The 22,151-nt window shown below is 59.9% G+C and carries 17 protein-coding genes; 7 read left to right on the top strand and 10 right to left on the bottom strand.

Translation table 11 applies throughout. The features are described 5' to 3' along the window. Window positions 1-37 precede the first annotated feature (37 nt). The 4 genes from J3P75_RS15635 to J3P75_RS15620 all read right to left on the bottom strand — a co-directional run bounded on the left by J3P75_RS15635 (window position 38) and on the right by J3P75_RS15620 (window position 5,215). A complete protein-coding gene (locus tag J3P75_RS15635; protein WP_434707329.1) occupies window positions 38-2,443 on the bottom strand; it encodes an aldehyde dehydrogenase family protein in 2,406 nt (801 codons plus the stop codon). Between the two features lies 1 nt (window position 2,444). After that, window positions 2,445-3,575 carry an acyl-protein synthase gene (locus J3P75_RS15630; protein ID WP_434707328.1) on the bottom strand — a complete coding sequence of 377 codons (1,131 nt, stop codon included), beginning with the start codon at window positions 3,573-3,575 and terminating at the stop codon, window positions 2,445-2,447. A gap of 12 nt (window positions 3,576-3,587) precedes the next feature. Then, a complete protein-coding gene (locus J3P75_RS15625) occupies window positions 3,588-4,835 on the bottom strand; it encodes an MFS transporter (RefSeq protein ID WP_434707327.1) in 1,248 nt (415 codons plus the stop codon). A gap of 245 nt (window positions 4,836-5,080) precedes the next feature. Beyond that, entirely contained in the window at window positions 5,081-5,215 is a 135-nt protein-coding gene (locus tag J3P75_RS15620; RefSeq protein ID WP_434707326.1) for a hypothetical protein, read from the bottom strand. Window positions 5,216-5,374: 159 nt separating this feature from the next. Here J3P75_RS15620 and J3P75_RS15615 point away from each other — a divergent pair, with 159 nt between their 5' ends. Further along, window positions 5,375-5,563, top strand: coding sequence for a hypothetical protein (locus tag J3P75_RS15615; RefSeq protein WP_090283703.1), 189 nt, complete (start codon window positions 5,375-5,377; stop codon window positions 5,561-5,563). An 18-nt stretch (window positions 5,564-5,581) separates the two neighbouring features. Here J3P75_RS15615 and J3P75_RS15610 read toward each other — a convergent pair whose 3' ends face one another. Further along, on the bottom strand, window positions 5,582-5,959 hold the full coding sequence (locus J3P75_RS15610) for a fe2+ zn2+ uptake regulation protein (protein ID WP_434707325.1): 378 nt from the start codon (window positions 5,957-5,959) through the stop codon (window positions 5,582-5,584). 879 nt (window positions 5,960-6,838) lie between these two features. On the opposite strand from J3P75_RS15610, the gene J3P75_RS15605 reads away from it, so the two are divergent. Both J3P75_RS15605 and pvdQ read left to right on the top strand, forming a co-directional pair. Next, window positions 6,839-7,984, top strand: coding sequence for an integrase core domain-containing protein (locus J3P75_RS15605; RefSeq protein ID WP_434707165.1), 1,146 nt, complete (start codon window positions 6,839-6,841; stop codon window positions 7,982-7,984). Between the two features lie 232 nt (window positions 7,985-8,216). Next, window positions 8,217-10,559 (top strand): bifunctional acylase PvdQ, encoded by a 2,343-nt coding sequence (pvdQ, locus tag J3P75_RS15600; protein WP_434707324.1) that lies wholly within the window; start codon window positions 8,217-8,219, stop codon window positions 10,557-10,559. 54 nt (window positions 10,560-10,613) lie between these two features. On the opposite strand, the gene J3P75_RS15595 is transcribed toward pvdQ, so the two are convergent. After that, window positions 10,614-11,615, bottom strand: coding sequence for a FecR family protein (locus J3P75_RS15595; protein ID WP_434707323.1), 1,002 nt, complete (start codon window positions 11,613-11,615; stop codon window positions 10,614-10,616). Window positions 11,616-11,767: 152 nt separating this feature from the next. Here J3P75_RS15595 and J3P75_RS15590 point away from each other — a divergent pair, with 152 nt between their 5' ends. Next, window positions 11,768-12,037: a PepSY domain-containing protein gene (locus J3P75_RS15590; protein ID WP_093101346.1), complete on the top strand. Its 270-nt coding sequence runs from the start codon at window positions 11,768-11,770 to the stop codon at window positions 12,035-12,037. 109 nt (window positions 12,038-12,146) lie between these two features. On the opposite strand, the gene J3P75_RS15585 is transcribed toward J3P75_RS15590, so the two are convergent. After that, the gene (locus J3P75_RS15585) at window positions 12,147-16,958 is read right to left on the bottom strand and encodes a dermonecrotic toxin domain-containing protein (protein WP_434707322.1); all 4,812 of its coding nucleotides are present in this window, start codon (window positions 16,956-16,958) and stop codon (window positions 12,147-12,149) included. A 230-nt stretch (window positions 16,959-17,188) separates the two neighbouring features. On the opposite strand from J3P75_RS15585, the gene J3P75_RS15580 reads away from it, so the two are divergent. After that, window positions 17,189-18,229: an Ldh family oxidoreductase gene (locus tag J3P75_RS15580; protein WP_434707321.1), complete on the top strand. Its 1,041-nt coding sequence runs from the start codon at window positions 17,189-17,191 to the stop codon at window positions 18,227-18,229. A 633-nt stretch (window positions 18,230-18,862) separates the two neighbouring features. Here J3P75_RS15580 and J3P75_RS15575 read toward each other — a convergent pair. Then, window positions 18,863-19,180 carry a DUF883 family protein gene (locus J3P75_RS15575; RefSeq protein WP_093101352.1) on the bottom strand — a complete coding sequence of 106 codons (318 nt, stop codon included), beginning with the start codon at window positions 19,178-19,180 and terminating at the stop codon, window positions 18,863-18,865. A 153-nt stretch (window positions 19,181-19,333) separates the two neighbouring features. Here J3P75_RS15575 and J3P75_RS15570 point away from each other — a divergent pair, with 153 nt between their 5' ends. Continuing rightward, window positions 19,334-19,588 carry a hypothetical protein gene (locus tag J3P75_RS15570; RefSeq protein WP_038363082.1) on the top strand — a complete coding sequence of 85 codons (255 nt, stop codon included), beginning with the start codon at window positions 19,334-19,336 and terminating at the stop codon, window positions 19,586-19,588. A gap of 3 nt (window positions 19,589-19,591) precedes the next feature. Here J3P75_RS15570 and J3P75_RS15565 read toward each other — a convergent pair whose 3' ends face one another. Then, the gene (locus J3P75_RS15565; RefSeq protein ID WP_434707320.1) at window positions 19,592-20,500 is read right to left on the bottom strand and encodes a LysR substrate-binding domain-containing protein; all 909 of its coding nucleotides are present in this window, start codon (window positions 20,498-20,500) and stop codon (window positions 19,592-19,594) included. Between the two features lie 84 nt (window positions 20,501-20,584). Between J3P75_RS15565 and J3P75_RS15560 the strand changes: the two genes are divergently transcribed. Beyond that, entirely contained in the window at window positions 20,585-21,508 is a 924-nt protein-coding gene (locus J3P75_RS15560) for a carbon-nitrogen hydrolase family protein (protein WP_434707319.1), read from the top strand. A 154-nt stretch (window positions 21,509-21,662) separates the two neighbouring features. On the opposite strand, the gene J3P75_RS15555 is transcribed toward J3P75_RS15560, so the two are convergent. Continuing rightward, on the bottom strand, window positions 21,663-22,136 hold the full coding sequence (locus J3P75_RS15555; RefSeq protein ID WP_434707318.1) for an LEA type 2 family protein: 474 nt from the start codon (window positions 22,134-22,136) through the stop codon (window positions 21,663-21,665). Window positions 22,137-22,151: the final 15 nt, after the last annotated feature.

Below are 22,151 nucleotides of genomic sequence, written 5' to 3'. Positions count from 1 at the left end.
AAAGATTCCTTTCATTATTCATGCGATGACCTGACGCTCACTGACGGCGAGCATCGACCAGCAGCGGGGTCTTGCCGCTGTGGTTATTGCGCTGAAATTGCTCGGGCGCGCAGCGTTGCGCCTGCAGCGTGAGCAGACCGCTGCGCTGCAGCAGGTCCAGCGTCGTGTAGTGTTGCAGTCGCTGATGGACATCGTCGGGGTCCCGCGGGCTGCGAACCAGCAGGCGCTCCAGGCCGTCAGCGGCGTGATCGAGGTGCAGTTGAAATGGTGATTGCAGATGCCGGGCAAGTTCTTCGAGGCAAATGAAATCGGTGCCGATGCGCAACAGGCGGCCGTGCCGCTGGAGCAGTTCGAAGCGTGGCGAACCCAGGCCGCAAGGGCAGTCGCCGGCGAGCCAGCGTCCGGTATCGCCGACGTCATAACGCTGCACGAGCTGTCCTTCGCGTGCTTTGGAGGTAAACAGCAAGCGGCCGACCTCATCGCCGATCACCGGCACGTCGGCGTCCAGCGCAACGATTTCCAGTTGCTGGATAACGTCCATCAGATGGAATACGCCATCGCCGGTCGCCGCGCAGGCATGCCCGAAGGGCCCGGCATCGACGCTGCCGTACACCGCCGAGCGAATGTTGCTGACACCGCAGGCCTGCATTAGCTCACGGCACTGATCACTGACGTGTTCACCGCCGAGAAAGACTTTTTCGATCGCGCCATAAGCGCGCAGACGCTGCTCTTCATTGACAAACAGTCGATGCACGGTGCTGGGCATGCCGATCAGTACGGTGACGTTTTGCTCGATGATCACTTGCGCGATATCACTGTAGTCATCGTCCGCCGGCGCACCCATGGGCAAGTGACGGGCGCCCAGCAGCTCCAGCACTTTGGCGAAACTGAAGAAACCACCGTAAAGGCCACCCGTGAAAAACAGATTCATTACCTTGTCGCGCTGTGGATCGAGGCCCGCCGCAAACAGACCGTCGGCCGTTGCGCGCATTTGCAGTTCAAAGTCGCGGTAACTGAAGCCCGACAGCGCCGGCGTACCACTGCTGCCGCCGGAGCGGAAAAACAGTTGTGCGGTGGCGGTCGGCGGGGCGGCGATGAAAGCGCTTTTATCGGTGATCGGCAGGCCCGTCAGGGCCAGTGCGCGAGGGGCCGGGTCGAGGTTCATCCGGCCGGGGATCTGCGTGGATGTGACGCTGACCGACACCCGGCGACTCAGGCGTTGCAGTGCGTACACGCCGTCGTGGGGTTCGCCTGCGTAGCCGTCATGAATACTGTCGACCGGAGCAATCCGGCTGACGCCTGCGGCGATCAACTCGCGCGCCAACTCGCCAATCTGCGTCTCGCCGCAGATCAGTGCGCAGCTCTGCAAGACGTTGCGCCACGGCAATAAATGCTCAGTCAAAGCATGACGCGGCAGGGGGTTGAGCCGCAATGTGCGAAACAGCGGCGAGGGCGCGAGCGACTGATCATGGGACCAGATCACTCGCCATCCCGCCGCGCTCCATACGCGTCCGCTCACCGCGGAAAAGCTCTGGCTCAGCCGTGCCATCATCGCCTGGGTGCTGATCTCACTGGCTTCCTGAATCGTCGGCAGCAGCGGCGGCCACCGTTCGGCGCGCCGTTCGAACGCTTCGGCGAGCGCCGCACCGATGGCTTCCAGCACGGCGGGGTCATCACTGTCGACCAGCAGCCATTGCGGGCTCGAGCAAGCTTGCTGGTCAAGTCGGCAGACTTCATCGACCAACGCCTCCAGCGCCTGCGGTGTAGCGGCGTCCGGCGTCAGGTAGGCAAAACTGATGCGGTGGCCCCAGTCGATCCAGCGACAACCGGGTGGCAACTGTTCACGGATGGCGCGCAACGCGGTTTCGCCGCCCCAGGCCGACACGCCGTTGGCCAATTGGCATAACTGGCTGATCTGCGCCGTGGCGACCGGTAGCACCGCCACGTAATGACGCAACTGTCCGCTGGTGTCGCTGTGCACCAGCGCGTGCAGCAGTTGTGCCGTCAGACCCTGATCGCTGCTGCTCGGGCGCAGCCAGTTGACGTTGCCGGCCAGCAGGCTTTCGATCATGGCGCAACAGGCCAGCAGCGGCGCGTTGGCCGGCGTGACATGCACCACCAGACCCAACGGGTACCAGCGTTCGAAATGGGTTTGCCGATAGTCGATGCGGCGCAGCGACTCCGAATCTTCGCCGAGTTCTCGGTCGAGCTTGTGTTGCAGTGCTTGCGGCCGGCAGAAATCAATCAGTGCCAGCCGTTGCTCATCATCGAGAGGCAGCGCTGGGGTGGAGTCTTGCAAGCGCTGCGCGAAATTTGCCACTGCGGCGAGGACGGTTGCGTGGTCAAGCGGGATGCGCAGCTGTTGCGGCAAGTTCTGTTGCAGCAGTATGAGGGCGTTGTCGAGGTCGCAGTCGGCGGTGAGTTGTCCATTGATCAGGTACATATCAGTGTCTCCCCAGTAGTTCGGATGCCGCGATCGCGCAGCTTCGGCCTGCAGTGGTGCCCGCGCGGCCATGCAGTTCGAACCAGTCGCTGGACAGGCCGCAGCCGCAGCTTGATCCTGGGTGCAAGGTGGCCAGATCGCTCATCACCACCGCATGCGCCGGACTTGAGGAGATGTATGGAGAGACGAACCCCAGCAGGCCTTGCCGGCCGTAAGGCTGCGCAGACCAGTCGTGTGGATTGCGCACGTAAACCCTGGCGTAAACCGGCACGTGGAAATGGTGATGCGCGCATTCGATGTAAGGCACCGCGTGCTCGACTGCGCCGTAACCGTCTCGACAGCGCGATGTTGCGATGCCGAGTTGCGCCGCGATGCGCGCGTACAGTTGCTGTTTGGGAATTTCCTCGCTGGCGCGGGTTTTCCAGCCACCGCCGAAAAACACCAGTGACTGCTCCGGCAGTTTCAGCTCGGCCACCCCGGTGGCCTTCATATGCTCGAGGGCCTGCCAGAGAAACGCCGGAAAGCCGAAAATCCGCACGGGCAAGCCTTCTTCAGCGAATGCCTGCAGGGCCGCGATCACTCCGAACAGATCGAACTGATGGCCTGCGCCGTTGCTGCGCAAGGCGTAGACCACTCGATTGACGGGAGCGAAGCGGCAGAGAAATTGATCGGTAAATGACGTGCCCAGCGTAATGGCACCGTGCGGTTCATAACTGAGCAGCAGGTAATTGCAGGGCGTGTCTGCGGTATTCCAGGCGTAGTGATGGAAAATCCGTTCGACCATGAACTGCGCGCGCGACAGACTGCGCAAGTCATAGCGCATGTGGCTTTTCTGGCCACTGGTGCCGGACGACGTCAGCTCCAGCGCGTTTTCTGCGCTGGGGCTGAGCACCAATTGTTGCTTGAAAAAGTTGGCAAGAATGGGCGGCAGTCGCGACCAGTCATCAAGGCAGTCGAGGTCGCGGACATCAAGACCGTTGGCGTTCAACCAATGTTCGTAGCCCGGCGTGTGCTGGCAATGGAACTGGCTGATCTCGCGCATGGCGTGGTCGAAAAGTTCTGCGGGCACTGAATTTTGGCAATAGGGCTGCGGCAATGCGCACAGCGCATCGCAGGCGGGTAAATCAATCATTTCAATATTCCTTTATTGATCAGCGGCCGAGGCGCGACTGCGTCTTGTCAACAAGCCCTGCAACAGCGGCAGACAAAGGAGGCCACTGAAGGCCGCGCAAAGCGCGAAGAGTTCGAGGCGTGCGCCGCCGCCGATGGCTGCAATCAGCCCGCCGCCGAGGCCCATCACCGAGATCGACAACATACCGACCGACGCCGACACCAGCCCTTTGCTGTCATCGCTGGCAAATAACGCCAATCGATACAGAGCAGCGTTGCTCATGCCCAGCCCGACCGCGTACACCGCCAGACTCGCAACCACCGCCGCGAGGCCGGCGCCGGACAGGGCGCAGCCGATCAGCGCAAACAGACCGGCGCAAAACGGCCAGAGCGCCAGGCGAACAAGCCGAGGCAACGAATGGGTGGGCAGCAAGCGGTCGAGAATCAGATTGCCAACGATCACTGCGCTGAAGATGGGGATCTGCCACAAGCCATACTGAATGGGCGTCAGGTCCAGCGCCTGCATCAGCAGCAACGGTGCCAGACCGATCCAGGCAATCAGCGGCAGGCTCATCAGCCCCAGGGCCAGACTTGCGGCGAGAAACCGTCGGTTGCGGAGCAGGGCGCGATAACGTTGCCCGGTCTGCTGCCAGCAAAAGCGAACCGGCGCTTGCCGATGCCCGTCGCGCCGGGTCACGCCCACCGTCTCCGGCATCCAGGTAAACAGCCCCAGCCAGACCAGCAAAGCGGCAACACCCAGACCCAGAAACAGTTCGCGCCATGACAGCCATTGCAGCAGGACGACGCCCAGCAACGGCCCGATCAGCGGCGAAAGCAGGGCGATGTTGCCGAGTAGCGCCATCAGGCGCACCGCATCGGCCTCGCAGAACACCTCCTGAAGCGCCGGATAACTGACCGCAACCACGAAGCCGATACCCATGCCTTGCAGCAGCCGCAGCAGATTGAATACGGCAATGCTCTGGCTGACGAACACCGCCGCGCACGCCGCTGCGAACAAGGCGCAGCCGACCAGCAATACGCGGCGTCGCCCCCAATGATCCGACAACGGCCCGATCAGCCATTGCAGACAGACGCCGCCCAGCAAATAGAGATTGAAAGCATTGGGAACATGTCGCGCATCCGCCTGCAAGTCGCGCGTTACGCCGAGCATGGCTGGCATGATCAAGTCGCTGGCCATGTACGTCAGTAATTCAAAAGCACTGATCGCCAGACAGAAGCCGAGCACTTGATAGGGCCCGATGGGTATTAGAGTTCTCTGCATAAACGTCCCTGTTGGTTAATCGAAGAAGTGGCCAGAGACTAAGTGGCGCAGACTCGCGCAACCTATTGTTTTGCTGCGACATTAAATTTCAAATGCTTGCAACTTGTTTGGCGATCTGCCGATTTTGTTTATGGCAGAAACAGCAAAGCCCGCGATTGGCGGGCTTTGTTGAATATGATTCGGGCTGTTGAATTAACAGCCTCGATCAGTTTATCGACCTGCAGGGAAGGGGAGGCAACCGCGCTTCAACGATGTTGGTAATAGGCTGGGCCTCCCTGGTAATAGTGGTGATGATCGCCATGCCCATGGGGAAAGATGATGCAGCCGCTCATGGTGAGCAGGGCCAGAACGGGGATCAGCCAGGTGATACGACGCAGCATGTGAAAAATCCTCAGAGGTAACGCCGCCAGCAAGCCAAAACCCTTGCGCGGCTGTAACATGAGACCCCGTTTACAGCAGTGCATTGCAGCAAATCGGTAAGTGCATGGCATGCAAACGGATACAAATCCGATACATTTCAAACGTTTCAGGAACCCGCAATGACCCAGAAGCAACGCTTGATTTATTCGATTGTGATCGCCTTGTCGGTCCTGGCGATCATGCTCGGCCTGTCGTGGCTGCAAAACGCCGGGATGATCACCGAGAAGACCTTCCAGTTTGTCGCGATCGCTGTAGCGGTGGTCGTCGTGGTGATCAATGGCGTGATGCGCCGCAAGGTCAAGCCTTGACGGCGATCGCCGCTCGGTTCAATCGTGGTTGAGAACCGCCGCAGCCTGTGGATGCAGGCTGTAGCTCTTGTCTTCATTGAAGACGATCACCCCTTCGCTGCACAGGCGTTTGAGCACTTCGCGCACACTGAGAAAGGACAGCGGAATATCCAGGTCCAGCAATTGGCTGTGGACACCGCGTACGCCCAGTCTGCGCTTGTGGTGTGCTGCGACCAGCAGGGCGTCGATGACTTTCAGACGGATCAGGCTGGTACGCAGGCCGAAGCTTTTCAGCAGCAACCGGATGCGTTCGTTGCCGTGTCGCTCGCCGCGTTGGCCGAATTCGCTCGCGTTTGGGCTCATGGAGATTCCTTGGGGGGCCTGGCTACCGTCCGTTGGTAGTTGCGAGTTGTACATGCGCTTACTCCTTTTCAGGACCTGATCGGGAATGGGTTTTTGTCGTTGTCTCTGAACTAGACGTATCAGCGCGACGAATCATGAAAGAAAAGATGTGGAAAATTTGTTGGCCTGATGTTTTTTTCTTGTGATTTTTTTGTGGCGTGGCGGCCTCTGGGCCGACCATGCTTTGGGTGTTTGGGGTGAATATCCGTTGCTTCGGGGGTTGCTTCTGGCGGTTTCGCCCTTACGGCGAGTCCCTTTTTCAGACGCCAAAAAGGAACCAAAACGCTTGCTCCTGCGTTCGGCCCTCGCAGGCTCGGATCCCTTCGCTGCGGGACCGATCCGGGCGCAGCGGCTACGGTTTGCTTCGCTGCACCTCCTTCCGCTGTGTCTGGCTGCGCCAGACGGTCGCTGCGCTCCCACGCCCGGATCAATCCCTGCGCTCAGCCTTCCGATGTCGCTGGTTAGGCGAGATCAAAAGCACTCGAGCTTGCGCTCATTGTTGAGTGGTTAGAGGCGGGTGGTTGGCTTTGGTTTTGTGGTGGGGCTGCCCCTCATCGGAACGCCGCCCGCCCAGCCCTCTCCCGAGGGAGAGGGAGCCGATCTCTGTGCTTTTCAAAATGTGCGTTCGACTCGGTATTGCGCGTTGGCGTATCTCTCCAAGTCATTTCGGTCAGTCCCCTCTCCCTCCGGGAGAGGGCTAGGGTGAGGGGCTTTTGATTTTCGCAACGTGAGTTCGACGCGGTATTCCATGTCGGCGTAGCTTTCGCATCCACCGCGGTCAGTTCCCTCCCCCTTCGGGAGAGGGCTAGGCGGGGTAAAGACCGGGTACATCCTTTACGTTTGAGACCGGGGACATGGTTTACAGGTATTAATCATGGTCAGGAGGTGCTGACCATGCCCTGGAATCAAGAGTCCCCAATGGATCAACGAGTGAAGTTAGTCAGTGACTGGCTTAGCGGTAGTTACACCAAGAGCCAATTAAGCCGGCGCTACGGCGTCAGCCGTCCAACCATCGACAAGTGGCTGGAACGGTATGCAGCGTTGGGCGTGGATGGTTTGAAAGAGCAATCGCGCAAGCCATTGAACTGCCCTCATCAAACTCCCGATGAAATCATTGCCACGCTGCTAACCAAGAAAAACGAACATCCCGATCGGGGACCCAAACAGATCATTGATCGCCTGCGCGATTCCGACCCGCATATCCAATGGCCGGCGGCGAGTACCGCCGGGGAGTGGTTGAAGAAAGCTGGTTTGGTGGTGGCGCGACGGCCGTATCCCCCGCGCCCCCGTGCTCCAACACACTTGCGTCCGGTCGACGCGCCCAACCAGACTTGGTGTGCTGATTACAAAGGGCAGTTCAAAATGCAGGACGGTAATTGGTGCTATCCGCTGACCATTACCGATCAGATGAGCCGCTTTTTATTCGTCTGTCGCGCTTTGCCCAGTACGCACGGAGCGCCAACGCGGGAAGGCTTTGAGTGGGCTTTTCGAGAATATGGGCTGCCGGATGTGATCCGCACTGACAACGGCGCTCCTTTCGCGTCGACAGGTCTGGCGCGACTTTCGAAATTATCGGTTTGGTTCATCAGACTTGGAATCCATGTCGAAACGATTACGCCTGGCCGCCCCGACCAAAATGGTCGACATGAACGGATGCATCGAACGCTAAAGGCAGCAGTGCCACCGGCGGAAAACTTGGTGCGCCAGCAGCTGGCTTTTGAGGATTTCATCCAAGACTTCAATTACCACCGACCGCACACCGCGCTGGGCATGAAACCGCCGGCATCTGTCTATAGCCCGTCGATACGCGCTTATCCAGGTTACTTGCCTGCGCTTGAATACGGTTCCGATGTTGAAGTACGCAAGGTTCGGTCAAATGGGGAAATTAAATGGAAAGGACAGCTGATTTTTCTAGGAGAGGCTCTGATTGGAGAGGACATTGCGCTGAAGGAAGTGGCTGATGACGCTTGGGAACTGTACCTTTGCAGCCATTGTTTAGGCAGGCTTGAAAGCGGCGCCAAACGCGTTTCAAGCCTGTAAAGGTGTAAACGATGTCCCCGGTCTAATTTGTAAAGGATGTACCGGTCTCTACACGGGCGGCGTTCCGATGAGGGGGCTTTTGATGTTGATCGCTTAAATTTTCTCCCCCAGCTTCGTTTCTTCGAAAGGCCCATTGCGCGTGGACGCGTGGGTATTTGCAGGGCGGGTCTTCTTTGCGTGGTGTTTGCGTAGGGTGCTGATCCACCCTTTGGCTTGTCGATCAGGAGCGAGCGTGATTATTTCCAGACAGTTAACAAGGCTGACGTTGGCTGGCGTGTTGCTGGGGTTGAGTTGTTCAGCCCATGCGTTGAGCCCGGCTGCCGAGGCGAGTGCGGATATTCGCCGGACCGCCTTTGGCGTGCCGCATATTCGTGCGCAGGACGAGCGGGGGCTCGGGTTCGGGATTGGTTATGCGTATGCGCAGGACAATCTGTGTCTGCTGGCCAATGAGATCGTTACGGTGAACGGTCAGCGTTCGCGGTATTTCGGGCCGGATCAGTTGACGGTCGAGCAACGGGAAAACCGCGTCAGCGATGTTTTTTTCACCTGGCTGAATACGCCGCAGGCGGTTGAGCGCTTCTGGCAGGCGCAACCGGGGCCGGTGCGTGATCTGGTCGAGGGTTATGCGGCCGGCTACAACCGCTATCTGGCCGAACGTCGCAAGCAGGGCTTGCCGCAGCAGTGTCAGGGTGAATGGGTGCGGGAGATCGCCGCGCAGGATCTGGTCAAGCTCACCCGGCGGCTGTTGGTCGAGGGTGGGGTCGGGCAGTTTGCCGAAGCCCTGGCCGGTGCTACCGCGCCGCAAGCGACGGCTGACATTCGCCAGGACGCGCAGGCTTACCATCTGGCCGAAGCGCGTCAGCAACGTTTCGCCCTGGATCGCGGGAGTAATGCCGTGGCCGTGGGCAGTGAGCGCTCGTTCAACGGCCGTGGCATGCTGCTGGCCAACCCGCATTTTCCATGGGTGGGTGGCATGCGGTTTTACCAGATGCACTTGACCATTCCCGGCAAGCTCGACGTCATGGGCGCGGCGTTGCCGGGGCTGCCGATGATCAACATTGGGTTTAACCAGCATCTGGCCTGGACGCACACGGTCGACTCGTCGAAACACTTCACGCTGTACCGTCTGCAACTCGACCCAAAGGACCCGACGCGTTATCTGCTCGATGGCCAGTCGCTGCCGATGCACAAGCAGACCGTGACGGTGCAGGTCAAACAGGCTGACGGCCAGGTCGTGCCGGTTGCCAAGGAAGTTTACAGCTCACAGTTCGGGCCGATCGTGCAGTGGCCGGGCAAGCTGGATTGGGACAATCAATACGCCTATAGCTTGCGCGATGCCAACCTCGACAATGACCGCGTACTGAAACAATGGTATGCGATGAATCAGGCCTCGACGCTGCAGCAGTTGCAGGATTCGGTGCACACGATTCAGGGCATCCCTTGGGTCAACACGCTGGCCGTCGATGACCAGGGCCAGACGCTGTACATGAATCTGTCGGTGGTACCCAACGTCAACGCCGAGAAACTTGCCAGGTGCAGCGACCCGCGCATCGGCACGCAGATGATCGTGCTCGACGGTTCCAACAGCGCCTGCGCCTGGGATATCGATCCGCAAGCGGCGCAGCCGGGCATCTACGCGGCCAGCCAATTGCCGCAACTGCTGCGCAAGGATTTCGTTCAGCACTCCAACGACTCGGCGTGGCTGGCCAATCCAGCGCAACCGCTCAGCGGTTTCTCGCCGCTGATCAGTCAGGACAGTCAGCCGTTGGGCTTGCGCTCGCGTTTCGCCCTTGATCGCCTGGGCACGCTGAACAAGGGGCCGTTGGCAATCAAGGATCTGCAACAGATGGTGATGGACGACCAGGTGTATCTGGCGACTCAGGTCATGCCGGATCTGCTCAAGTTCTGCAGCGTTGACCCTGGCGCCGACGCGCAGGCAGTGAAACCGGTGTGTGCCAGCCTCAAGGCTTGGGACGGCCGGGCGAATCTGGATTCAGGCGTGGGCCTGGTGCACTTCCTGAACATCATGCAGACGTTGCAGTCCATGCCGGATGTCTGGCGCGTCGGCTTCGACCCGAAGGATCCGCAACATACGCCGCGCGGTCTGGCGGTCGAACAACCGGCAGTGGCCAAGGCTCTGCGCGGGGCGATGCTGGCGTCGCTGGAGATGAGCATGAAAATGGGCCTCGACGCGAAAACCCGCTGGGGTGATATCCAGGTGGTCAGCAGCGGCGGGCGGCAAACGCCGATTCATGGCGGGCCGGGTACGCTGGGCATCTACAACGCGATGCAAAGCGTGCCGCGCGAAGACGGCAAGCTCGAAGTGGTCAGCGGCACCAGCTATCTGCAAGTGGTGAGCTTCGATGACAAGGGGCCGCACGCTCAAGGGCTGTTGGCGTTCTCGTTGTCGAGCGACCCGGCGTCGAAGTACTCGCGGGACCAGACTGAAGCGTTTTCGAAGAAGCAGTGGAGCGTGTTGCCGTTCACTGAACAGCAGATCCAGGCAGACCCGCAATATCAGGTGCAGACCGTTCGCGAGACGCTGGACAAGGCGGGGAAGGTGGCCGCTCAGTAATCCGCAATGTGAAGTGCTGCAAATGGAGGCCGCATCCCGCAAGGGGCGCGGCCTTCAGCTTTTCGGCGGCTGTTGCGGTATCGAGTTGATCACCGGATTGCCTTCCTTGTTGCGCGTCAGGTAGACGGGCAGCACTTTGGGCAGGCTGTCGGGCAAGTTGTTCAGCGCTTTGATGTTGTAGATGCCACCCACGCGAATCGCACCGGTTCGCGTGTCAGCCAGTTCCAGTGGCTTGTTCAGATAGCGGTTGATCAGGGGCAATGCTTCGCTCAACGCAAGATTGTCCAGCACCAGTTTGCCGTCGCGCCAGGTCAACGAGGTGTCGCTGGCGTAGGTCTGGCTGATCTGCGGCATGTAATCGCCGTGCTGGTAACGCGCCTGCATCGACGGACCGAGGCGCAAGCCGTCGCCCGGCAATGAGCGATTGCTGGTCACCAGCACCGAACCTTCGACGAGGTTCACGCGCACCTGATCCTGATACATCCAGACATTGAAGCGCGTGCCGGTGACGCGAATTTCGCCTTCGCCTGCACGCACTACAAACGGGTGCGACACATCGTGGCTGACGGTAAAGAACGCCTCACCCTGCTTGAGGGTGACGCGCCGCTCGTCCTTGTAATTGCTGAAGGTCAGGTCGGTGTTCAGGTTCAGTTCCAGCTGACTGCCGTCGCTGAGGGTGACCTGGCGGATCTCGTCAGTGGCGGCGAAGTGCTGATAGCTGTCGGGCAGCCAGCCCAGACTCCAGCCCGAATACGCCGCCAGCGGCAAAGCGAGGGCGCAGACACCTGCCGCTATCGCGAACTGGCGCAACGGGCGTGGCGATTTCGCTACAGGCTTGACTGGCGCAGATTCCGGACGCGGCAGGTCTGCGGCCACGTCCCAGATTTCCAGCATGGCTTCGTACTCGAAGGCATGCAGCGGGTGCGCGTCATGCCATTGCTGGAAGGCGCGCTGCTCTTCGGCCGTGCAGTCAGCGGCATGCACGCGCATGCACCAGTGCGCGGCGGCATCGGTGATCGCATCGTATTCGGCTTCCGAGAGGGTGTCTTGGGTCATGGACTCGTCCTGATTTCGCACATTCTAACCTTCTGGGGAAGTGGCCGAGAACTGCCGTAATGGCATTTACCCATCAAAGTGGAACTTATTTTTCACTCAAGCACCCAAAAAACAGGACGCCAAAGACCACTATCCACAAATGGAGTGAAAAAATGATCAAAAACACTTTCGCCGCATTGATCGCTACTGCCGCGTTGTTCAGCGCGGGTGCAGCGCTGGCCGACAAGCCGGGGGCTGGCTGGATTACCATCGAAAAAGCCATCGAGATTGCCAAGACCAAAGCGGGTTATGTCGAGGTCTACGAGATCGGCGCCGACAACGACGGCTACTGGGAGGGCGAAGGACGCAAGGCGGACGGCGTTGTCTACGAGTTCCGCATCGATGGCGCCTCGGGCAACGTGTTGCGCGATCAGAAGGACTGATCCAATTCAGTGATTGAGACAGAAATGCGCAGGCCTTGAGCCTGCGTATTTTTTTGTACCTGATTTACGCCAGCGCCACGTCGGCAGCCCGGCTCGAGATCGGCGCCGGCTAAGGTCTCGCCGCCGGCAAGGGGTCGAGTTGCCGACCCATTTCGCTGATCAGCCAAGCGATCGAGTCAGCGTTGGCGAGCATTACGTTAATCCTGGCTTCGGCGGAGACGGCGTCACGAAAGGCTTTGCGTGCATCGGCGAGCGTTTTGGTGTTCGTCAGGGCGAGGAGTTTGTTTAGCGCCTCGACCCGTTTGGGCAATTTATCAAGATCGACCTCCATTCCGTTGTCATCGGTTTCCAGGAATAACTTCTCGGGCGCCGTGGAGCGGGAGAAGGTGTTGCGCAAGCGGTCTGTACTGGCTTTGAGCGATTGGCCGATGGCGGTGGTGGTATCGATCAAGTCCGGAAACGGCGCGATCGCCTCGACCGAACCAAAGTCCTCGGTTTTGAACAGCAAGTGCGACAGTTCATGAATCAGTGTGACTGCGCGAGCGTGTGAGTCCACGTTGAACCGCGCAGGCAAGCACGGCGTGTAAGCGTCCATGTCCGGATTAAAGAACAGCTCGGTCAGGTGGATAATCCTGCGTTTGTCCTCATTGAAAACGAAGGCAACCGTGTTATCGGGACGCACATTCAGACCGGCGAAAAACCGTTCCGTGTAGAGCAAGTCATCCTTTGGATCAGTCAGTTCGCGGCACAGCGGAACAATCACCTTTTCGATTTTGGTCAGCAGCGATGGCGTCACCTGCGAGACTTGAAAAATCTCCTTGAAGACGCGTTCCAGCCGAGTGCCACCCAGATTGCCGCGATGTATCACGTAGTTATGCAGGCAGTTGAGCGCGTATGTGCGTGCGCGAACAACCGCTTGCTGGATGACGAAGGCGCGTGCGGGGTAACGCTTGGTGATTTGCGACATCCCTTTGGCCTGGATATGCATCGAATACGAGCGGCTGCGTTCGACTTCGGTTTGCTCGCGGTCGCGCTGCTTTGAACGGCAACGACGCCCGGACTTGCGGGGGGCGGCAATAACCAGCCTTTCGTTCTTTTGCTCAAGCTCCGGTCCTTGTCCGTCTTCCTTGTGGTGCAGATACCAGGTTTTTTCGGATTCGCTCACCGGATAGACCTTGCCGGCAATCGCTGCGTATTTTTGTGTGCCGGCCGCATTGCGATAGACCAGTTTGCTGGCTTCGAGCGTGAGGTCTTCCAGCGCAGTGCTGGTTTCATACGATTGTAAATGCAGACGAGAGGACGTAACGGGCGGGACTTTGTTCCACAGCGGTGCGGCTTTCTCCGTGGTTTGGCCAGGGGTTTCGGTCACCGGCACCACCGGGGGCTGCGTCTCGGCGGCAAACTCCGCGGTGGTTTCCTTCGCCTCGTCCTCCCATGACAGTTGACCAAGGCTGAACAGAGAAATCGCTCCCGTGATAAAGCTTTTCAAGGCGTTCGACCAGCGGTGCTGCTGCAGATTTTCGGCCGAATCTTCGAAGTCGTTGTAGCTCTTCCAAAGATAGAACAACGAGGCGAGTTTGCCGGACAACACATGGGGAACCAGACGCACACCGCGACTGAACAGAGACTTTGCTGCTTCCCAATCGGATTGCGCATCGATTTGCGCCTGGCAACCGAGCAAGCGTGGCAACAGGCTGAGTGTGTCCTTGTGCAAACGTTCGAGCAGATTGCCGCTGATGGGTGTGCTCTGCAGCGTGATTTCACTGCTGTTGCCCAGCGTGGTTTGCAGCAGGTTTTTGAAGATCGCCTGTTGTTCCGTTGGCAGGCGGCGGATCACCAGGTCCTGGAACTGCCCGGGCGTGTTCAACGCGTTGATCAACTGCGTCTCATCTTCGAACTCGCGAAAGACGAACCGCGAATACGGTGCGTAGAGCACGCGCGGCCCTGTTTGCCCTGTGCCCGGGCCGATGACATACAGCCCGAGTGTGTCGGCGGCATCGGCGCCGCTGGTCTTGATCAATGACAGCGGGCTGACAGTGGCGTGGGCCAGCGCCACGGTGGCGCGTGCGAGCGCATCGGGCATGTCCAGCACCTGGCAGATTAAGTCGTAGCCGGTGTCCGACAGTTGCTGTTGCAGCTTCATCGAATGCGCGTGCTGCATCAGATGCCAGGGAAGCTGGCGCAGAAAGCGTTCCTTGCTGGTGCGTGCAGACGCGGTATCGGCTGACAGCACTGTGCTGACTTTGCGCGTGTAGGTGCTGGTAACCTCCAGCGATTGCAACAGTTGCTCGACTGCGGCCTGATCCAGCTTCGCCGGCAAGGGCGTGGCGGTCAGCGAGGCGACCTTGAAACCGGTGCCTTGCACGACGTTGAAATGATGCAAGGCAAAATCGAGCAGATTGCAGGCCGGGCCGGCGAGTGTCAGATTCGGCGTGATCTTGATGTCCTCGGGTTTGAGCCCGTTGCCTGGAAATCTGGTTTTGAGCAGCGTTCGTAATGTTTGCTCGACATGCGTGCGTAACTCCGGCACATCGTCGAGAAAATCCTTGCCATCGACAAAGCTGCTGCGCAATTGATCGAGCAGCGCAAGGTGCATGCGCTGTTCCGCGACGGGCGCCATTTGTAACCAGTCGGGATAGTCCAGTTGGCGGGCTAGGGCCTTGGCGAGTTCGACGGCACGGCCGAGATTGGTGTTGATCACGGTGTTTTTCATTTGCTCCAGAAAGCGTTCGAGCGTGTCCTTGTCTTCGATGCACTGGCGCAATGTCTGGCAATGGTCGAGGAACTGCCCAATGGCCGAGTTCATGCGGTTACTCGCCACGCTTTCGTCAATCAACTGGAAGCTGGCGAGGGTGAAAGACTCGTCCAGCCGTTGTTGCGCCGTTGGCAGGTTTTCCAGCAGTGCCTGGCACTGGTCTTTATCGTTCAGGCGGCGCTGCAACGCTTGTTGGGCAATGGCGATATCGTCGAACGTCTCCAGGCCGATCGCTGGAGTCCAGAGGATCGCGCGCCCGGAATGCGCGATATCCAGACCACCGCGTTCAGTCAACAGAACGCAGTTGGCGAGCGCCAGCGTGCCAGCGTCGCCGGGACCGGTGAGGGTGAGCGACCAGGCATCCGGGCGAAAACCGTTGAGCGACTGACGCTCCATGCGGGTCGGGTGTCTGGCGTCGAACACCGTGTCGACGATATTGCGTTCGGCTGCCCGCCACGCACCGCTGAGCTGGTTGATGTGGGCCTCGGCGCGGAGGCCGTCCTCGAACGACTTTGCCAGTTTCCAGAGAATGCCTCGCAGAAAACGCCCTTGTTCGGCGTCGTTGCCGGTTGGCTGATCGCGGAAATTGCTGCCGAGATTCTCCAGTTCTCTCTCGAGCTTGAGCGCCAGTTGCGCGGCTTTGTCGGCCTGAACCACAGAGGAGGGTGGGGTGCTGGAAAACAAGGGTCGGGTACTCCAGCGCTCATTGACCTCAAGCTTGAGCAGGCGCTCATGCAGCATCGCGCGAATATCCAGCGCCTTGTCGAACAAGGCATGGATATCGGTTGAATGTTCACCCTGACGCAAACGCTGCAAGGCGAATTCGACGTTCTGACGTTGCTTGGTCAGGATCGCTTCAAGCAGCGTGGCGATGATGTCGCCGCCGATATGCTCGCCGGTTACCTGCGGGTCGACGAAGCCCAGATAGCGGTTGCGTTCCTCAAGGTTCATCAGGCCATAGAGCTCGTCTTCATGACCTTTTGCATCGAGTTTGGCGGTCAGGGTCTGTTTAAGATCGGCGTAGTCCTCAAGCACTTGCAGACCCTGGGTCGGAGTGTAGAGGTAGGCCTTGTCGTGGTTGACCATCAGCGAGCCGGCCAGCTCGACCGAGGCGGAGTCCTTGCGCAAACACACCGTTTCGAAAGTTGGCCGCCGTACAGCCGTGTTCGGCTCGCGGATCAAACTGTGCAGGGCATCGAATTCACTGGCGCTGACAATGTTGGATTCGCGCTTGGTCATCAGCTCCGCACGCGCTTGATCGTTCAGCGTCTGACGCAGGAACGTGCGCCGTGGCGATCCTTCGAAAGATGCGGCATTCCAGTAAGCTTCCAGCTGTCGAAACAGCAGCATGACCAGTTTTCCCGACGCCGATTTCAGCGCATCCATCCAGGCTTTCTGGTCGCTGTCGCCGCCGGTACGTGCCGGATGATTAAACTTGGCTGACTGTCCGCGCGGCCAGCCCTGGCGGCGGAAATGTATGAGCAGTGCTTCACTCAATGACACTGATCTGTGATCCCCGGCAGGCGCGCCGCTGGCTGGATACAGGCTGACGCGGGTCTGCGACTGCTGCAGGCCGGCGAAATGCGGTGCCAGCAGATCGTCGAGAATCTTGTCCAGCAGCGTTGTCAGCGAAGGCAGACGCTTCAGTTCGTCCAGTACATTGCGCGCGCAGGCATTCTGCGTGGTCTCGATCGCTGATTGCTGATCCTCAAACACATCGCCGTTGATCGTTTCGCGAGTAACCGTGATATTGCGTTTTTCGACCAGTTCCTTGCGCAATGAGAGGCTGATGAAGGCCAATAGATCATCGTTTTCGTCCGCGTTGTCGAGGCGCGCTTGCAAGGCTTCGATCAGTGCGTCGTCGTCGCTGTACTTTTTCAGGCCGTCATAAGGGGTATAGAGGAACACGCCGCCGTCATCCGGCCCGGCGCCGAGAATAAAGCTGCCAGCCAGCGGTACGGGCAATTGCTTGTCGGCGTTGAGCAAAATGCGTTCGGCGTGCATGGGCGGAGTCTGCTGCTGGCGCAGGGCGTGCGACGCCAACTGCACGTGGGCAAGCCAACTGAAATCCTTGCTGTTCAAACCGTGAGCTTTGCCGAGTTCGGCGTGCACGCCAGGGGAATCGAGAATCTCGGGAAACAGAAGCGGTGCGGTGGGGCTGGGCATTAGCGGAGCTCTGAACGGACGCCATGGGCAGAGACCCGAGAATAGGTACGCAACTCGACGCATTGGCGGTACATGGATACCGCACTTACCGCGTGGAAATCTGCCACGTACCTGCGCGAGCCATCGTTGAATCAGCAAAGGGTTGACAGCCGACCGCTGGGCCATGGTTAATCGCTGGGCAAGTCGTCCGTACGCTGTTGTTCCCTCCAATAATCATTCTGGAGCTTCAGATGTCTGCGCCACACGATCATGTGTCCTCTGCTGTCTCGTCGTCGTTGTCGCTCGAAGCGCTGACGCAATTGCTTGAAACGATTTTTCTGCGCCATGGCACCTCCGCCGACGTCGCCCGGGTGCTTGCCGCCAACTGTGCCGCGGCCGAGCGCGACGGTGCCCACAGTCATGGTGTGTTCAGGATTCCCGGGTATGTGTCGACGCTGAAAAGCGGTTGGGTCAATGGGCACGCCGTGCCGCAAGTCGAGGACGTTGCCGCCGGCTTCGTGCGCGTCGACGCCGGCAACGGATTCGCCCAGCCGGCATTGGCAGCGGCGCGCGCGTTACTGGTGGAAAAGGCCCGTAACGCCGGGATCGCCGTATTGGCCATCCGTAACTCGCATCACTTCGCAGCGCTGTGGCCGGATGTCGAACCCTTCGCTGATGAAGGGCTGGTGGCGCTCAGCGTGGTCAACAGCATGACCTGCGTCGTCCCCCACGGCGCCGACCGCCCACTCTTCGGCACCAACCCGATCGCCTTCGCCGCGCCCCGCGTCGGCGCCGCTCCGATCGTCTTCGACCTGGCCACCAGTGCCATCGCCCACGGCGACGTGCAGATTGCCGCCCGCAAAGGCGAACGCCTGCCGCCCGGCATGGGCGTCGACAGCCTCGGCCAACCGACCCAGGACCCCAAAGCCATCCTCGAAGGCGGGGCGCTGCTGCCATTCGGCGGCCATAAAGGCTCGGCACTGTCGATGATGGTCGAACTGCTGGCCGCGGCACTGACCGGCGGCAACTTCTCCTTCGAATTCGACTGGTCCAACCACCCCGGCGCGAAAACCCCATGGACCGGCCAGTTGCTCATCGTCATCGACCCCAGCAAAGCCGCCGGCCAAAGCTTCGCCGAACGCAGCGGCGAACTGGTCCGCCAGATGCACAGCGTCGGCCTCAAACGCCTACCGGGCGACCGCCGCCACTGGCAACGCAGCCGCTCACTGGCTGAAGGCATCGCACTGGATGCGCAGACGCTGGAGCAATTGCGGGAATTGGCCGGAGAGTAAGCCAAGATCAAAAGCCCCTCACCCTAGCCCTCTCCCAGAGGGAGAGGGGACTGACCGCGGAGATTGGAAGGCGTACGCCAACATGCAATACCGAGTTGTACAAACAATTTGAGAAGCGCAAAGATCGGCTCCCTCTCCAGGGGGAGAGGGCTGGGCGGGCGGCGTTCCGATGAGGGGCAGCCACACCGCAATTCTCAAGCCAACCCCACGCTTTTCACCACTCATTACAATGAGCGCCAGCTCGAGTGCCCTTGATCTTGCCTAACCGGCCCCATCGGCAGGCTGAGTGGAGGGATCGATCCGGGCGTGGGAGCGCAGCGACCGTACGACGCAGTCGTACACAGCGGAAGGAGGTGCAGCGAAGCAAACCGTAGCCGCTGCGCCCGGATCGGTCCCGGAGCGAAGGAACCCGAGCCTGCGAGGGCCGAACGCAGGGGCCCAGCGTTTTGGTTACTTTTAGGCGTCTGTAAAAGTGACCCGCTGTAAGAGCGGAACCGCCAGCCGCAACAACAAAAAAAACGGATATTCACCCAAAACAACCAGAACCTGGTCGGCCCAGAGGCCGCCAAGTCAAAAAACCAGACACAAAAAAAAGCGAACCCAAAGGTCCGCTTCTCCAAAAATCAAAAAAAATCAACGTCGCCCAAGCAACAACCCGACCACCAACCCGAACCCCGCCGAAATCGCCACCGTCTGCCAAGGATGCCCGCCAATATAGGTCTCGGTCGCCTCGACCGCCGGCTTGGTTCGATCCCGCACACTCGACACCGAATCCAGCGCCTGCTGCAATTTCAGAGCGATTTGCCCCCGCAGCGTCTCCGCTTCCTCGCCCACCAGTGAAGCACTGCTCTTGAGCAGCTTGTCCGATTCTTCAATCAGCGCCTGAAGTTCGCTGAACGCCTGATCCTTGATTTGCTCTTCAGCGGCTTGCACGGCAGATTTGCGGGCCATGGGTGACTCCTTGCAGATGAATGGACAGTGAGCAATGGAGTATGGCGTAACGCAAAAAGTTGCACGCCAACGCTCCCCAAAAGAAAAACCTGCGCCGGAGTTTTCGGCCGAGCGTGTAAGATGTCGCCATTTTACGCAGCAGGATAATTCCCCATGAGTTTCAATCTGGCCGACAAGTCACTCGCAGAGCGCGCCGCGCTGGAAGATGAGAAATCCCGTCTGTTCGAACTCTGGCAGAACAATCTGGGCAAAGCCAAAGGCGAGGCTGCGCGGTTGTTCGGCGAGCGCGCCAAGCGCAAGGGCAAATGGGCCGAATGGGTTCGCGCGGAACTCGACGGCATGTCGCCGCCGGAATTCGCCAACATGGTGCGCAGTGAAGTCAATCGACTGATGGCCGCGAACAAGTAACGATCAGTTGAAGGTTGCGGCAATCACCTCGCGAACCTTGACCACCAGCGGATCGATCTGCGTGCTGGTACGCCAGCCCAGCTCTATCGGGTAACGCGGCAATGGCAGCGGGCAGGGCAGCAACGCCAGGCCGCTGAGTGCCGCGATACTTGCGGCGGCATGCGCCGGTATCGTCGCCACCGCACGGCTACCTTTGAGCAGATAAGGCAGTGCAGCAAAATGCGTGGTCGACGCGCAGACCCGACGACTCAAGCCCACGGCCGCCAGCCCTTCATCGGTGATGCCGATAAAACCCCCGGACGACACCAGAATGTGCTCGCGGGCAACAAACTCCTCCAGCCCGATCTGCTCCTGACCGGGCGCAAGGCTCGATGGGTCGACCAGGCACGCATAAGCGCCTTCGCCCAGCACCTGACGGCTAAGCAGGCGCTCGGCAAAACCGCCGGAGGTGATCGCCAGATCGATGCTGCGCTCCATCAACGCACGGGCGACAATCTGGCTGTGGGTCTGGCGGAAGATCAGACGCAACTTCGGCAGGCTGCGGGCAATCTCCTTGATCAGGCGGCAACCGTAGGCAATCTCGAAATCATCGGAAAGCCCGATAGTCACCGAGCGGCCATCGTATTGATTGGCCGCCGGGTCGACCATCGCCAGGCTTTGCCGACATTTATTCAGGGCTTCACTGACCACCGGTTTCAATTGATTGGCCTTGAGCGTCGGCGCGAGGCCGCGCCCGGTGCGCACGAACAACTGATCGCCATACACCTCGCGCAACCGGCGCAGCGCCGCACTCACGGCTGATTGGGTGACGCCCAGACGCAGCGCGGCGCGGCTGGCGCTGGATTCTTCGTGCAGCGCTTCGAAGACTTTCAGCAGGTTGAGGTCGATGTTGGCGATATTCATTGGGTTCATATCATTCAGCAGTGATCGGGGCTTTATTGATGATCGCGTGGCGCCGCAGAATCAGCAACCACTGAACCTGACGGAGTTACCGCGATGCCCAAATCCATTGTCGCTGCGCTGCAAATCGGCTCATTGCCTGCCGGCAAAGAGGCCACCCTTGACCAGATTCTGAGCTGGGAAGCCGCGATCAGCGAATCCGGCGCGGCGCTCGTGGTGATGCCGGAAGCGTTGCTCGGCGGTTACCCGAAAGGCGAGGGCTTCGGCACGCAACTGGGCTATCGCCTGCCCGAGGGTCGCGAAGCCTACGCCCGCTACTTCGCCAACGCGATTGACGTGCCGGGCGCAGAAACCGAGGCACTCGCCGGGCTGTCGGCGCGCACCGGGGCCAATCTGGTGATCGGCGTGATCGAGCGCGCTGGCAGCACCTTGTATTGCACCGCCCTGTATTTCGATCCGCAGGCCGGACTGATCGGCAAGCACCGCAAACTGATGCCAACCGGCACCGAACGGCTGATCTGGGGCAAGGGCGACGGCTCGACCCTGCCGGTGTTCGACACCCAGGTCGGCAAGCTCGGCGCGGTGGTGTGCTGGGAAAACATGATGCCGCTGCTGCGCACGGCCATGTACGCCAAAGGCATCGAGGTCTGGTGCGCACCAACGGTGGACGAGCGCGAAATGTGGCAAGTAAGCATGCGCCACATCGCCCATGAAGGCCGATGCTTTGTGGTCAGCGCTTGCCAGGTCCAGGCCTCGCCGAACGAACTGGGCGTGGACATCGCCAACTGGCCGGCAGACCGCCCGCTGATTGCCGGCGGCAGCGTGATTGTCGGGCCGATGGGTGACGTACTGGCAGGGCCGTTACGCGGCGAAGCGGGCCTGCTTACCGCTGAAATCGACACCGACCAACTGGTGCGCGCGCGTTACGACTACGACGTGGTCGGCCACTATGCGCGGCCGGATGTGTTCGAGTTATCCGTCGATGAACGTGCCAAGCCTGGAGTGCGTTTCAACCATTGACTGCCGGCTAACCCAAACCCTGTGGGAGCGAGCACATCCAACGCATGAGATGCCTGACGCTACGCTTTCGCGAGCAGGCTCGCTCCCACAATGGTTACGGGTTTACCCACCCATCCGGCGTTCTCCGTAAAACCCTGGGGGAGCGAGGCGTTCCTTACCACGTAGCGGCACTCGCCCTGGGCAAACTCAACGTGCCGCTGTCGACAAAGCGCATCGTGCCGAACAGACCTCCGGCCAGTTTGCCGCGCAGGACGTAAGGCAGGTTATCGAGGGTTTGGGTCTGGCTCAGGCCCAGGGTCTGGCGCAGGACCGAGAATGCGGAAATGCTCACCGGTACGCTGACGATGGTTTCGGAAAAGCGCGGGATCGAGCCGCTTTGATCGCTCACACCGGAAGCCAGTGAATGGCCGTTGACGTCCAGATCGAGGGCGATGCCGTTGTAGTCGATGGCGGTTTCGTTGGGATTCTGTACGCGCAGTTTGATCGCGAAGCGTACTTCCAGATCCTGGCTCGGCAACGGTTCGAGACCGACCACGTTGATATTGACCGGATCTCGATTGGGGAACAGCGCACAGGCGCTCAGGGATAACAGCAGCAACGACAACATCAGGGCGTGAAGACGGCGCATAAACGGTCTCTCGAA

The sequence above is a fragment of the Pseudomonas sp. R1-1 genome (assembly GCF_051132135.1).
Lineage (GTDB): Bacteria > Pseudomonadota > Gammaproteobacteria > Pseudomonadales > Pseudomonadaceae > Aquipseudomonas.
This window is presented reverse-complemented; position numbering and strand designations above follow the sequence as displayed.

Bases quoted from the DNA above. Each gene is read 5' to 3' on its own strand.
- J3P75_RS15605 (WP_434707165.1), top strand. From the start codon at position 6,839: ATGCCCTGGAATCAAGAGTCCCCAATGGATCAACGAGTGAAGTTAGTC.
- J3P75_RS15560 (WP_434707319.1), top strand. From the start codon at position 20,585: ATGCCCAAATCCATTGTCGCTGCGCTGCAAATCGGCTCATTGCCTGCC.
- J3P75_RS15590 (WP_093101346.1), top strand. From the start codon at position 11,768: ATGATCAAAAACACTTTCGCCGCATTGATCGCTACTGCCGCGTTGTTC.
- J3P75_RS15580 (WP_434707321.1), top strand. From the start codon at position 17,189: ATGTCTGCGCCACACGATCATGTGTCCTCTGCTGTCTCGTCGTCGTTG.
- J3P75_RS15565 (WP_434707320.1), bottom strand. From the start codon at position 20,500: ATGAACCCAATGAATATCGCCAACATCGACCTCAACCTGCTGAAAGTC.
- J3P75_RS15585 (WP_434707322.1), bottom strand. From the start codon at position 16,958: ATGCCCAGCCCCACCGCACCGCTTCTGTTTCCCGAGATTCTCGATTCC.
- J3P75_RS15570 (WP_038363082.1), top strand. From the start codon at position 19,334: ATGAGTTTCAATCTGGCCGACAAGTCACTCGCAGAGCGCGCCGCGCTG.
- J3P75_RS15620 (WP_434707326.1), bottom strand. From the start codon at position 5,215: ATGCTGCGTCGTATCACCTGGCTGATCCCCGTTCTGGCCCTGCTCACC.
- J3P75_RS15575 (WP_093101352.1), bottom strand. From the start codon at position 19,180: ATGGCCCGCAAATCTGCCGTGCAAGCCGCTGAAGAGCAAATCAAGGAT.
- J3P75_RS15630 (WP_434707328.1), bottom strand. From the start codon at position 3,575: ATGATTGATTTACCCGCCTGCGATGCGCTGTGCGCATTGCCGCAGCCC.
- J3P75_RS15555 (WP_434707318.1), bottom strand. From the start codon at position 22,136: ATGCGCCGTCTTCACGCCCTGATGTTGTCGTTGCTGCTGTTATCCCTG.
- J3P75_RS15635 (WP_434707329.1), bottom strand. From the start codon at position 2,443: ATGTACCTGATCAATGGACAACTCACCGCCGACTGCGACCTCGACAAC.
- J3P75_RS15595 (WP_434707323.1), bottom strand. From the start codon at position 11,615: ATGACCCAAGACACCCTCTCGGAAGCCGAATACGATGCGATCACCGAT.
- J3P75_RS15610 (WP_434707325.1), bottom strand. From the start codon at position 5,959: ATGTACAACTCGCAACTACCAACGGACGGTAGCCAGGCCCCCCAAGGA.
- J3P75_RS15625 (WP_434707327.1), bottom strand. From the start codon at position 4,835: ATGCAGAGAACTCTAATACCCATCGGGCCCTATCAAGTGCTCGGCTTC.
- J3P75_RS15615 (WP_090283703.1), top strand. From the start codon at position 5,375: ATGACCCAGAAGCAACGCTTGATTTATTCGATTGTGATCGCCTTGTCG.